The organism is Clostridium transplantifaecale (assembly GCF_900626075.1).
GTDB classification, from domain to species: domain Bacteria; phylum Bacillota; class Clostridia; order Lachnospirales; family Lachnospiraceae; genus Otoolea; species Otoolea transplantifaecalis.
Window position 1 is genome coordinate 992,872 of sequence record NZ_UYZY01000002.1, and the last position, 13,200, is coordinate 1,006,071.

Annotated in this window: 11 protein-coding genes; 8 read left to right on the plus strand and 3 right to left on the minus strand. The window is 50.1% G+C overall.

Going from position 1 to position 13,200, the window contains the following annotated elements:
- Window positions 1–28: 28 nt before the first annotated feature.
- Together EJL91_RS10095 and EJL91_RS10100 are read left to right on the plus strand one after the other, a co-directional pair.
- Window positions 29–1,066: a Gfo/Idh/MocA family protein gene (locus EJL91_RS10095; protein WP_125141804.1), complete on the plus strand. Its 1,038-nt coding sequence runs from the start codon at window positions 29–31 to the stop codon at window positions 1,064–1,066.
- Between the two features lie 33 nt (window positions 1,067–1,099).
- Window positions 1,100–2,014, plus strand: a complete 915-nt coding sequence (locus EJL91_RS10100) for a sugar phosphate isomerase/epimerase family protein (RefSeq protein ID WP_125142131.1) — start codon at window positions 1,100–1,102, stop codon at window positions 2,012–2,014.
- A gap of 93 nt (window positions 2,015–2,107) precedes the next feature.
- On the opposite strand, the gene EJL91_RS25125 is transcribed toward EJL91_RS10100, so the two are convergent.
- The 3 genes from EJL91_RS25125 to EJL91_RS10110 all read right to left on the minus strand — a co-directional run bounded on the left by EJL91_RS25125 (window position 2,108) and on the right by EJL91_RS10110 (window position 3,593).
- Complete coding sequence (locus EJL91_RS25125; RefSeq protein ID WP_279230038.1) at window positions 2,108–2,230, minus strand: hypothetical protein; 123 nt, start codon at window positions 2,228–2,230, stop codon at window positions 2,108–2,110.
- Between the two features lie 174 nt (window positions 2,231–2,404).
- On the minus strand, window positions 2,405–3,055 hold the full coding sequence (locus EJL91_RS10105) for a class I SAM-dependent methyltransferase (RefSeq protein ID WP_125141805.1): 651 nt from the start codon (window positions 3,053–3,055) through the stop codon (window positions 2,405–2,407).
- A complete protein-coding gene (locus EJL91_RS10110; protein WP_125141806.1) occupies window positions 3,033–3,593 on the minus strand; it encodes a PadR family transcriptional regulator in 561 nt (186 codons plus the stop codon). The genes EJL91_RS10105 and EJL91_RS10110 overlap by 23 nt, the downstream gene beginning before the upstream one ends.
- A 224-nt stretch (window positions 3,594–3,817) precedes the next feature.
- On the opposite strand from EJL91_RS10110, the gene EJL91_RS10115 reads away from it, so the two are divergent.
- From EJL91_RS10115 to EJL91_RS10140, 6 genes are all read left to right on the plus strand, one after another.
- Complete coding sequence (locus EJL91_RS10115) at window positions 3,818–4,759, plus strand: AEC family transporter (RefSeq protein WP_125141807.1); 942 nt, start codon at window positions 3,818–3,820, stop codon at window positions 4,757–4,759.
- 36 nt (window positions 4,760–4,795) lie between these two features.
- A complete protein-coding gene (locus tag EJL91_RS10120) occupies window positions 4,796–5,782 on the plus strand; it encodes a winged helix-turn-helix domain-containing protein (protein WP_125141808.1) in 987 nt (328 codons plus the stop codon).
- Window positions 5,783–6,763: a GntR family transcriptional regulator gene (locus EJL91_RS10125; protein WP_125141809.1), complete on the plus strand. Its 981-nt coding sequence runs from the start codon at window positions 5,783–5,785 to the stop codon at window positions 6,761–6,763.
- 155 nt (window positions 6,764–6,918) lie between these two features.
- On the plus strand, window positions 6,919–8,208 hold the full coding sequence (locus EJL91_RS10130; protein WP_243125299.1) for an ABC transporter substrate-binding protein: 1,290 nt from the start codon (window positions 6,919–6,921) through the stop codon (window positions 8,206–8,208).
- Between the two features lie 11 nt (window positions 8,209–8,219).
- A complete protein-coding gene (locus tag EJL91_RS10135) occupies window positions 8,220–10,742 on the plus strand; it encodes a response regulator (RefSeq protein WP_125141810.1) in 2,523 nt (840 codons plus the stop codon).
- Between the two features lie 481 nt (window positions 10,743–11,223).
- Complete coding sequence (locus EJL91_RS10140) at window positions 11,224–13,191, plus strand: oxidoreductase (RefSeq protein WP_125141811.1); 1,968 nt, start codon at window positions 11,224–11,226, stop codon at window positions 13,189–13,191.
- The last annotated feature ends 9 nt before the right edge of the window (window positions 13,192–13,200 follow it).

The window sequence follows — 13,200 nt, forward strand, 5'->3', positions numbered from 1 at the left end:
ACATAACATAATTTAAGGGGGATTTGTAATGTTTAAAATCGGTATTATCGGTTGCGGAAAAATTTCTCAGGTCAGGCACATCCCGGAATATGCAGATAATGCAGATGCTAAGCTGGAAGGATATTATGACTTAAACAGGGAGAGGGCTGAGGAACTGGCCGCACAGTACGGCGGAAAGGTATTTGATTCCTATGAGGAGCTTCTCGCCGATAAAGAAATCGATGCAGTCAGCGTCTGCGTCGCAAACCATGCCCATGCCAGGATCACAATCGAGGCCCTGAGGGCGGGAAAACATGTGCTCTGTGAAAAACCGATGGCAATGAGCCTGAAGGAATGTGAGGATATGGTCCGCGTGGCAAGGGAGACGGGACGTTTCCTGATGGTGGGCCACAACCAGAGACTTGCAAAGGCCCATGCCGAGGCGCGGAAGCTGATTAAAGAGGGGCTGATTGGGGATATTGTGACCTTTAAAACCAATTTTGCCCATGGCGGTCCGGAGACATGGAGTATTGATCCGGGAAGCAGTGTATGGTTCTTTGACAAGGAAAAAGCGGTAATGGGCGCTATGGCCGACCTGGGAATCCACAAGACGGATCTGATACAGTACCTGACTGGTTCCAGAGTGGCCGAGGTGATTGGTTATCTGGGCGCTCTCGACAAGAGGGATTCGTCCGGCAAATTGATTGGAGTGGACGATAATGCCATTTGTATTTACAAGATGGAGAGCGGCTGCATCGGCACGATGACGGCGAGCTGGACCTGCTACGGCGCCGAGGACAACTCCACGATTCTCTACGGAACAAAAGGAGTCATGAAGATATACAGCGATCCGGCCCATTCCATTGTCGTGGAACTCAAGGGCGGAGAAAAAATCTGCTATGATCTGGATAAAATACAGACCAACGACAACCAGACCAAGTCGGGGGTAATCGATCTGTTTATGGAATGCCTGGTGAACAATACGCCTCCTGAGATAAGCGGAGAGGAAGCGCTGGCAGCCATGAAAGCGGTGTTTGCCGCTGTGGAAAGCTCTGAGACGGGCAGAAGCGTGAAAGTAAACCAGTAAAAGACGTGATGATGTGATACGGGAGGTAGAATGATGAAACTGGGACTTGTGAGTGCAATTCTGGACTGGATGTCCTTTGAGGAAATGATCGACACAATAAGCGGGCTGGGATATGAATGTGTGGAAGTGGCCTGCTGGCCCAACGGCAAGGCAGAGCGCCGCTATGCGGGTGTCAGCCACATCGACGTGGATGAACTGGACGATGCGAGAGCGGAATATATCCTGAATTACTGTAAAGAAAAGAATGTGGAGATTTCTTCCCTGGCCTTCTATCCGAACACGATGGACGGAGATCTGGAGAAGAGGGCGGCAAACATAGAGCACCTGAAAAAAGTAATTCTGGCATCCGAGAAACTGGGAATCGGGATGGTTACCTCCTTTATCGGGCGTGATCAGAATAAAAGCGTCGAAGCAAACATGGAGCTGTTCGGTGAAATCTGGCCGGGGCTGATCCGTTTTGCCGAGGAGCACAAGGTGAAAGTGGCAATCGAGAACTGCCCGATGCTGTTCGACGAGACACAGTGGCCGGGAGGACAGAACCTGGCGACAACGCCGAAGATCTGGCGCCGGATGTTTGAGATGATTCCGAGCGATTACTTTGGCCTGAATTACGATCCCAGCCATTTTATATGGCAGATGATGGATTATATTAAACCGATGTATGAATTTAAGGATAAAATCTTCCATGTGCATTACAAAGACATTCAACTGTATAAAGATAAGCTGGATGAAGTCGGCACAATGGCATACCCGCTTCAGTACATGGCGCCGAAGCTTCCTGGACTGGGAGACGTGGACTGGGCAAAATATGTCAGCGCCCTGAACGATATCGGGTATAAGGGGTACACCTGTATTGAAGTGGAGGACAGGAGTTTTGAGGATACGCATGAAGATGTGATTAAGAGCCTGGTACTCAGTGAGAGATATATGAGGCAGTTTGTTATTTAAGGCTGAGCGGCGGATAATCATACAGAAATTGAACCGGCAGGGGGCGGGAAACCATTTTATTGGTTTTCCGCCCCCTGTACGATCCGTCTATTATTAGCGCTGTTCAATGCGGCTTACATTAACGCATTTTTCCAGTATAAAACCGTTAAAATCGGTACTGTTTCCCACCGTGAAGTGATCTTCCAGGCAGAGAATGCCGTTCTGCTTCGTAAACATGAGGACGCTGCAGGTTTTCAGTTGGCAGATATTATTCCTTCCACCGCGGCCATCGTCTGGTTCCCGCGTATGCTGAGGATAAAAGCGAGCGCCGCTATTACGGAAAAAATGCTGCCGAGGACATAGATTCTGCGGCACAGCACCTTCCCCACATATTCTTTTATGCCACTGTCTTTATCTGATGCCGGAAATGCAGATTCCGAAAAAGTCTTTCCGGACTTCTGCCTGGCTGAGTTTGGATCCGGCCAGCAGTCCCTTAAGTTCAGAAACCGTATAGGCGGCATTCAGGGAGGTTACGAGACCGGGCCGCATTTCTTTCGGGCTGGTGCCGAGGTAGATAAATGCTTTTTTCCACAGAGCGGCATCCCGGCGCAGATCGGTGATGCAGTAGCGGCCGCCCGGGCGGAGGACGCGGTGTATTTCATTGAAAATACGCACCGGATCTTCCCACTCGTGCAGGGAGCCGTTGGAAATCACGGCGTCGAAACTTCCGTCGGCAAATGGCATCTCCATCGCATTGGCCCGGACATATTTGGCGTCAATCCGGTACTCGGCGGCATTCTTCTCTGCCAGACGTATCATGGCCGGGCTGATCTCGCAGCCGGTCAGGGAGCGCGGGTTCAGCTTTTTAGCCAATTCCAGCCCTACATATCCCGGGCCGGGGCCGACTTCCAGGATATCGCCTCCCTGAATGCCGGAAGCGATCATGCCGTCGACGCCGTTCCAGCCCTTGTCGCGCATTCCGCGGGCAAATACGTCAAATACTTTTGTTGTCACTTCGTCCTGGATTCCCGAGTTGGTTTCAATGACTCTGGCTTTCGTCATGGGATATTTCCTCCTTTATATTACTGATTGCCTGTTCCGCCCAGCCGATTTCCGCCTGGTAATGCCGGATGTGATGTTCAAAGATAAGGTTGGCGGATATTCGCATATCGTGCGGCAGGAAAGGCAGTGTCTCTTTCTTGTGCTCATCGATCCGGGACAGTGATGCGTTCAGTTTTCCGATATGCTGTTCCAGTGCGGCAAGAAAATCTCCGCGGTCGATGTAGTCTGAGAAGAAGAGAGCGGAATCCACCTCAAAGGACGGACGGTAGCTGATATCCAGCGTGCGGTAGAGAAGCTGCGTAAAATGCTCTTTACCGGTTTCGCTTATGCGGTACACCATCTTTTCGGGCCGCGCCCCGTCTTTGACGCTTACCGAGCAGATATAGCCGGCGGCCTCCATCTTCTCCAGGTGGTAATAGATGGTTGGGAGTTTGATGTCTGTAAAGTCCGCCAACTGTTCACTGATCAGTTTCTTAATCTGATAACCGTGCTGCGGTCCGAAGCGCAGCAGCATTCCAAGGATGTAAAGCGGGATCATAAAATCACCTCCAGATTCATAATGCGTAATAGTCAGTACTGACTATAATTATACTCAGCGCTGACTATTTGTCAATATCAAATCCGGATTAAAATAGAAAAAGAGCTGCCGGACTGACGGTAAAAAAGTTGCGGAGTCTGCTTTTCGTTGTTGCGCCGCTCCTTTGATAACCTTATAATAGTAGAAATAAGAAAATATATTTTACAGACAGGACAGGGGAAAAGATGAGAAGTTTTATGATTGCAGTTAATGCGGTGGTGCCGTTTTTAATCTATATTGTATTTGGATACGGGGTGAGGCGGAGCGGCCTGGTCGACGAGGGCTTTATGAATAAGCTGAACAAGATGATTTTTACGGCGTTTTTTCCGCTTTTGATGTTCAACAATCTTTATAATGTAGATCACGGCCTGGTGCTGAACTGGAAACTGGTTATCACCGCTGTTGTGAGTATCCTGACGCTCCAGGCGATTCTTTTGATGACGGTTCCGCGCATTGTCGGAGAGGATTCCAGGCGGGGCGTTATTATCCAGGCGATTTACAGAAGTAATTTCGTATTGTTTGGAATCCCTCTCACCTCCAATCTCTTTGGAGCCGGAGGAGCCGTTCTGGCATCCATGATGGTAGCCATAGTTATCCCCATCTACAATGTAACGGCAGTTATTATTCTGGAAATGTTCCACGGCGGAAAGGTAAAACCGGCCGTGCTGATAAAAAATGTATGTACCAACCCGCTGATCATGGGCGCAATGACTGGTCTGGTTTTCTACCTTCTGAACATCAAACTTCCGGCCAGCGTGGAGACACCGATCAGCCAGTTCGCTGCGCTGACCACGCCGCTGGCTCTGTTCGTACTGGGAGGAACGCTGCATTTTTCGTCAATCCGGCATAATTTGAAATATGTCGTACCTTCCATGACGCTGAAACTGCTGGTACTGCCCGCGGTTATTACTGTGATTGCAACAGCGCTCGGTTTTAACAATCTGGAGCGGTTTATTCTCTTTGAGATGTATGCGACGCCGGTGGCGACGGCATCCTACTCAATGGCCCAGAACATGGGAGGCGACGGTGAACTGGCGGGCCAGTTTGTGGTGCTCAGCACGGCGGCATCGGTTGTTACTATCTTTTTATGGGTATTCCTGTTCACGGGTATTGGATTTATCGGATAAAAACAGAACAGGGCATGGGGAAGGGGGCCGGCAGCCATGGGTAATGCGGACAAACAGACCGGAATGAAGACTCTGTACGGACAGATTGCGGAGGAACTATACGAAAAAATTGAAAGTGGGGAATTCGGGCCTGGTGACAGGCTGCCGTCGGAAGCAGCCCTGGCGGAAGCGAAAGGCGTTTCCGTAGGCACCGTCAAAAAAGCGTATGATACGCTGAAAAAGCAGGGCTGTATCTATAAAGTCAGGGGCGGAGGAGCCTATGTCCAGGCGGAGGAGAACGGAGAGCTTAAGAGGACGCCGCAGGAACTGGTGGATCGGACGGTAGAAGCAGCGAAAGCTATGGGAATTCCGATGAACCGGATGTTCATTCTCCTGCGCGGTCAGCTGGAACAGGTCTTTGGCGGGGATAAGAAGATTAAGGTGGCCCTTGTAGACTGCAATGCGGAGACGCTCCATCATATCATGCTGGATTTGAAGAAAAAGACAGGGGTGGAAGTAGAACCCTACCTGCTGAACGATCTTTTTTCCGGTGAAAGCGTGATAAGCCCTCAGTGTGTCCTGACACTGGTAGCAGAAAAGCATTACAATGACTTTGTGCGGTATGCCGATTCCATGCATCTCTGGACGGACAAAGTGGCTCTCAGGGAGAGCCGCAAAACCATCTCAAGGCTCACCGTCCTGCCGGATTGGCAGGAGATCTGTATACTGTACCGGTCAAGGGAGTTTCTGGATTCTGTTAAATATACACTCAAGGTCCTTGGGAAAAAGGGCCGTCTGCTCTGTGTGAATGAACAGCAGATCGGAATGAACCAGGAGAGACTTACAAAGGAACCTGTTTCTTTTATTATCCCTCCCGATTATATGGATTACAGCAGCAATCTGGCGCTGCAAATGATAGAGAGGGCTAAGAAAATGGGGTGTGCCGTCGTTCCCTTTGAATTTGAGATCGACAGAGGCTCCCTGTTCCACTTAAAACAGGTCTTCGAGCAGATAGAGGAAAACGGCCATGAGGAGGGGATATAAATGCCGGGGATAGAATTTCGTCCGGGAACTCCGGTATACCGCCAGATCGCCGACTGGATTGCGGGGCAGATCGAAAGTGGGGCTGTCAGGGAAGGGGAACGCCTCCCGACGGAGAGAAGACTCTGCGAGGAGCTGTCGGTATCCAGGGATACGGTGAAAAGGGCGTATGGGGTCCTGGAAGGGCTGGGATTCATAAGAACGGTCCAGGGCAGCGGAAGCTATGCATGCAGATCGGACCTTTCAGAAAAACGCAAAAAGGTGGAAAAAATGCTCAGGGAGTCCGTTTATGAGCTGAACGGTTCCGGACTTACCTGGCATGAGATAGAAAATCTGTTTCTGGAGCGGATTTGGAACCGGCTTCCGGAGCGCGAGAAGGTCAGGGTGGCCTGGGTGGACTGCAGCAAGGAAATTCTTAAGTCCTGTGCTTCGGAGCTGGCCGCAGCCTGTAATGCGAAGGTAACGCCCGTGCTGCTGGATGACGTGAGGGAGGATGCCGACATTTTGATAAGGGGCGGCTTTGACATCGCGGTGACTACAATTAACCATGTCGACGATGTAAAACGCCTTGTGAAAAAGAAGAACAGAGGGAAACTGCCCTTTGAAGTGGAGATGGTGGTTATGTCCCCAAGCCGCATGTCTATCAGCCGGGTTGCCAGAATCGGAAGAGAACAGCGTGCTATCCTGGTATATGAAGACCAGTGGTATCTTTACAGCATGAAGAGGTATCTGAAAGAACTGGGATTAAAAGGCAGAGGAGAATATGTACCGATTGAGGAGGCTCTTGAGTACCTGAAAGATGCCGGTGAAAATACGGTGGTGATCCTGCCCCAGGATCCGGAGTTTAAAGAGGGTCTCCCCGGTAAATTGAGACAGTACTGTGAAGAACATAAACTGGACTGTTTCCAGTTCTGCCAGATGATAGACGAGGGTTCGCTGATGCACCTGAAGAAAAAGATCCAGGAATTCTGGATCAAAAAATAAGCTGCCGGTTTACGTCAACTCTGTTCACTTAGAGCTCTATATTCCTTGTTCTGTTAATAATACCGTGATATAATGAAAGATGGCGGTATCCGGCATTTGTGCCGGTCCGGCAGGAAATTTCAGTGATTGGATTACTGGAAATGAAGGGGAGCAGAATGAAAAAGAGTCTGATATGGAGAAGCGTTCTGGCGGCAGTGATGATAACCGCAATTTTAGCCGGTTGTTCGAATAGACAGGAAAAGAATATTGTTTTTAATTACACGCAGAAGGAAGAACAGCCACAGACGAACCTGACTTTTTTCGGCTATAAATATGAAGCGCTCAATGTCATGGCAATTGAAAACGCACTCCACGGCTTTATGGATGAGTACCCTGATATTTCCATTACTTATGACGGGATTAAAGGGGTGGAGTATTATGATGTGCTGAATAAGAGAATTGCTACCGGCAACGGAGACGATATTATCATGGTTGACCATGAACGAGTCCTGGAATTGGGAAAACAGGGGAAACTGGCGGATCTCTCCGGCATATCTACTCTCGGTAATTTCAGTGACCTGGCTTTGAGCCAGATAGATGCAGGCGGAGAAGTATACTATCTGCCTACTTCCATTTCGGCATTCGGCCTGTACTGCAACCTGGATTTATTGAAAGAACACGGGCAGGAAATCCCGGAAAATATGGCCGAATTTGAGGCGGTATGCGATTATTTTGTATCTAAGGGCATTACACCGATTGTTGCGAACAATGATATATCGCTGAAGACGGCGGCAATTGCAAAAGCGATGTTCCCTTTTTATCAGAAGGGGGATGCTGCAGCGGCTTTGGAACGCTTTAACAGCGGCGAGGCGGATTTGGCCGAGACGTTCCGGCCCGGATTTGAGCTTGTGGAGCGGATGCTGGAACACGGCTGGATTAACCGGGAGGAGGCCCTGATTACGGCAAAGACGAAAGACGATCTTGTCCTGTTTGCAAAGGGTGAGAATCCATTTATGCTTACCGGGGCCTGGGCGGTGACCAGGGTGCGTGATTTGGAACCGGATTTTGATTTTGAAGTGAGACCCTATCCTTTTATGGAGGATGGAAGCACGCTGGTGATTAATATAGATACACGTGTCAGCGTCAATGCCGACAGCCAGCATCAGGAGGAAGCGAAAAAGTTCGTGGAATATCTGACCCGGAGCGATGTTATGTGGGAATTTGTAGACAGCCAGAGCTCCTTCAGTCCCCTGGCTGAGAACAGGCTGGCAGAAGATGAGGCGATACAGTCCATCGGGCCGTATCTCACCAACGGGCGCAGTGTGATAGGAGCCGACGACAACCTGAATTATCCGATTTGGGAGATATCGCGTCAATGTGTAGTGGGGATGCTTGAGGGGGATGATGCGGACGCCGCCGTACTGCGCATGAAGAAGCTGATGGATGAGTGGGTGAACGGCCGGTAGGGGGACGGAACATGAAAATAAAGCAAAAACTGAATCTGATTTTTCTTGTAATCCTGTCGGTGGCAGTTATTCTGGTTGGCGGTGTTTATTATATCAACAGTGTACAGAATGCACTCTGGAATAAATCGGTGACCGATATACTGGAGGTGACCACTCAGGGCGGCCACGCGTTAGATACTTATATTGAGAAAGACAGGGAGATGCTTCATTGGCTGGCTACGGAACTTTCGGTGGAGGATTCCCGCGATGAGGAAACGCTGCAGGGTATTATGGGACTGTCCGGCGCCGACGGCTCGTCCTATTTCTGTGTAAACTTTGATATGGGTACAGTCTATACGGGAACTACAAAAAAAGGAGTAAAGCTGGAACCGGATCAGCTTGAAAAACTGCAGGCCCTGGAGGGAACGGGGCTCAGGGAACCGTTTTTGGAGGGACGCACCGGGATCTGGACTCTGGGATATTATGAGGAGTTCCAATGGGCCGACGGCGCCAGAGGGATGGTCCAAAATACAAAGCCGTTGACGGAGATATCGGAGCGGTTTTCTTTGTCGTTTTACGACGACACAGGATTCTCTTACGTAGTGAACCGCGACGGGGATATCCTGATCCGCTCGCGTCACCGCAACAGTAACAGAACCTTCCAGAATCTATTTGATATTATCGATTTGCAGGGCAACAATGCGCAGGAAGTAGCAGCCTTTGAAGATGCCCTGAAGCAGGGAATGAAGGGCGTTGCCCGGTTTAATTATCAGAAAGAGGATTATGTCTTCTGCTATGTACCACTGGATATAGCCCAGGACTGGTATATTGTATCAATTATACCAAACAGGGTTATTATGGAGCAGGCGGATAAAATTGTGCAGAACTCCCGGCTGTTTCTGGGACTGCTGCTGGCCAGTGCGCTGCTGCTGGGGGCATTTGCCGTTGTCCGCAGGAATTATACCAACAGAGTGCTCCAGGCGGAGGAAGAGGCACGCAAAGCGGCGGAAAGCGCCAATCAGGCGAAAAGCCGTTTCCTTTCTAATATGTCCCATGATATCCGCACGCCGATGAACGCAATTATCGGCATGACCGAAATCGCCGCCGCCCATCTGGACGACAAGGATCGTCTGAAGGACAGCCTGGAGAAAATACGTATATCGGGACGACTTCTGGTCGGGCTGATCAATGATATCCTGGACATGTCGAAAATCGAGAGCGGAAAGATGACGCTGAACAACCGGGTTTTTTCCATGGCAGAGTTTCTGACAAACATTGTTAACATCATATATCCGATGAGTTGTGATAAAGACCAGACCTTACGCTTTCGCGTATATGGGATGCGCCATGAGATGCTCTGTGCCGATTCCCTCAGGCTCAACCAGATGATGATTAATCTTCTGAGCAATGCATTAAAATTCACGCCTGAGGGCGGTGCGATAAACGTCGATGTGACGGAGCTGCCCTCCGCTAAGACAGGTTCTGCGCATTTTAGGTTCTGTGTATCGGATACCGGAATCGGAATGAAAAAAGATTTTATCGACAATCTTTTTACCGCATTCACAAGAGAACGTGATCACCGCGTGGAGAAAATAGAAGGAAGCGGCCTGGGTATGGCAATCACTAAGATGATTGTAGACATGATGGAGGGCGAGATATCGGTAGAAAGCGAATATGGGGTTGGAACAACATTTACGGTTGATTTGGAGCTCGCCCTGGCTGAAGAGAAGACGCCGGATAAAAACCTGCCTCCGGTGCGTGTGCTGATTGCAGGAAGAGACAGAGAAATCTGCAGCTCTGCAGCCGGGTTATTGAAGGATATGGGAGCGGAAACCGATATGGCGGAGAATATAGAGGCGGCGGCCAGCATGATTTACAATGCCCACAAAGAGGGTAAGGCTTATGGAATGGCGATCTTCGATTGGGATACGGAAGGAACCGCCGGAGCGGATACAGTGCGTCTGATAAGGGAGCAAATGAGGGCGGACGCCCCGGCTCTCCTTGCTGCTTCGTACGGCTGGTCCAATATAGAGGCCGGCGCCATGGCGGCAGGGGCAGACGGCTTTATCCAGAAACCGTTCTTCCGGTCAGCGCTTTACGGCAGCATCATGAAGTACGTGTTCGGGGAGCAGCCAGGAGCAGATAAACAGGCGAATTCAATGGATCTTTCGGGGAGGCGGATACTGTTAGTAGAAGATAATGAGATAAACCGGGAAATTGCCGCAGACATTCTGGGCATGTCGGGAGCTGCGGTGGATACCGCATGCAATGGCCGGGAGGGTGTGGAAGCATTCGAGGGTTCGAGCCCGGGATATTATGATTTGATTCTCATGGATATCCAGATGCCGGTGATGAACGGATATGAAGCGGTCCGGTATATCCGGAATATGGAGCGTGCCGATGCGGCAGCCATACCCATCTTTGCAATGACGGCCGATGCATTTGCCGAGGACATTGAGGAGGCGGAGCGTGCCGGTATGAACGGCCATCTGGCTAAACCGCTGGATATATCGGCTATGATGCGTGAGATTGGCCGGTATATCGGTAAAAAGTAGGTTAGAACAGTGGGAAACAGGTCAAGGAAACAGATATGGGAATCAAGAGAAATTAATATGAACTAGAGGTATGATAAGCCTTTTGGGAGGCCATGAGCAGAGATGATTATCATTTCTGGCATGGCCTCCTTTTTTGATGGCAGTAAGCAGCGGCACTGCTTTGCAAAATGAATCGTTTGCCGCTGTCAGTAGGGAAAAGGGCGGATAACTGGTGAAATGGTATGCATTAAAAAGTAAAATTGGACTGTACTAATATTGCTAATTTGGAAAAAGATATACAAAATGCATAAAAATAAAAGAGAAAAAGATAAAATACAATGAAAAATATAGTGCATATTGTAAAAAAACTTACAAAATAGTATAATTAAATTAACTCAATTCCATCAAACAGCGCGCATTTGGGATTAAGAAGTAAATTAATACATACCAATTTAGGCCCGGGCTCAGAATTGCCTGTGGTAATTCTGAAAGGAGAAGAGAAATGAACAAGTATTATCCTAATTTATGGAGTCCTGTTAAAATAGGCGGCCTGACCGTGAAAAACAGGATCGAGGCGGCCCCGGTGGGAATGTCGGATTTAACGCCGGAGGGTTACCTGACGCCGCTGAATATTGCGGCCTATGAGGTAAAAGCCAGAGGCGGAGCCGGAATCGTAACCCTGGGTGAGAGCAGTGTACATACAAAGACGGGAAAGGCCCACGGCAGAATGATTCCGCTCGATGACCAGGAGATTCTTCCCTATTTGATTCAGTGTACGGATGCAATTCACCGTCACGGAGCCTTTGCCAATATAGAACTGCTGCATCCCGGCAGAAGGGCTAATCCCCTGTATTACGATGGAATAACCTGGGGACCGTCGGACGGAGTGGGAGTGGCGGGGCAGCCGGTGAAGGCAATGTCCAGAGAGCTGATAGAAGAAGTCGTATCTGCCTATGGCGATGCGGCCGAAATGGCAAAGCTGGGCGGCTGCGATATGGTTATGGTACATATGGGGCATGGATGGCTGGTACATCAGTTTATGTCTCCGCTCAATAACCAGAGGACAGACGAGTTTGGCGGCAGCCTTGAAAACCGCTGCCGGCTGGCCATGATGATTATCGACGACATCAAGAAGAAATGCGGTGAAAACTTCCCGATTGATTTAAGGATCAGCGGTTCCGAACTGACGGAGGGAGGTTTCGATCTGGAAGATATGAAACAGTTTGTAAGATGGGTGGACGGCAAGGTGGCTCTGATCAATGTGTCGGACGGAACCTTCCACGTACCGTCCACAAACACCACGATGGTGCCGTCCATGTTTCTGCCCCACGGGTGCAACGTCTACCTGGCGGAGGCGATCAAACAGGTTGTGACAAAGACAAAGGTATCGGCACTGGGCGGAATCGGGGATCCCGATATGATGGAGGCAATTATTGCAGACGGAAAAGCCGATATGGTTACGGTAGGACGCGCCCTGATAGCAGATCCAGATCTGCCGGTTAAAGCCAGGGACGGACGAGCCTCCGATATTACCCCGTGCCAGAGATGCATTGTCTGCATGAGCGGTTCCTTCGTCCCCTATGTGAAGTATGCCACCAGAGCGGCGAAGTGCACGGTGAACCCACAGATTGGAAAAGAGCTGGAAGCGTTCAATCCTCCGGTTACGGCCGGAAGGAAAAAAGTCCTGATTGTGGGAGGCGGCCCTGCCGGAATGGAAGCGGCCATCCGGGCCTGCGACAGAGGCCACCAGGTGATTCTCTGTGAGAAGACGGACAGCCTCGGCGGAGCCATCAAGTATGCAAAGCACGTATCCTTTAAACAGGATCTTGACAAATATATGCATGTGATGGAAAAGAGGGTTCTGGACCGGAAAGAGATTACCCTTCTCTTAAATACCGAGATGACGCCTGAGAGAGCGGAGGAGATAGAACCTGACGTGCTGATTATGGCGATCGGAGCCGAGGCGGTAATCCCGCCGATTCCCGGAATCGACGGAAAAAATGTGGTTCCGGCTGTGGGAATGTATGAAAACCATGCGGTAATCGGTAAAAAAGTCGTGGTCATCGGCGGCGGCCTGATTGGCTGCGAGGAGGCATTGGAGCTTTCCAAACACGGCCATGAAGTGACGGTACTGGAAATGCGTGAAAACGTGGCGATTGACTGTGCCTACCTTCATCGGGAAGCGCTTCTTCTGGAACTGGAAAAACAGAAGGAACATGTAAAACTGATCTGTAACATCAGCTGTTCCGAGATTACCGAAGATGGAGTAAAGGCGGTGACGAAAGACGGCGGGCAGCAGTTATTTGAGGCGGATACGGTGCTGGTTGCCGCAGGCATGAGGCCTCTTTCAGCGGAAGTAGAGCGGTTCAGGTTCTGTGCTCCCGATTTTCAGATTATAGGCGACTGTTACAGGCCGAGGAGAGTGCTGGAAGCAGCCAGAATGGGGTACGACGCGGCCATGCATCTGTAGGAGGGTACG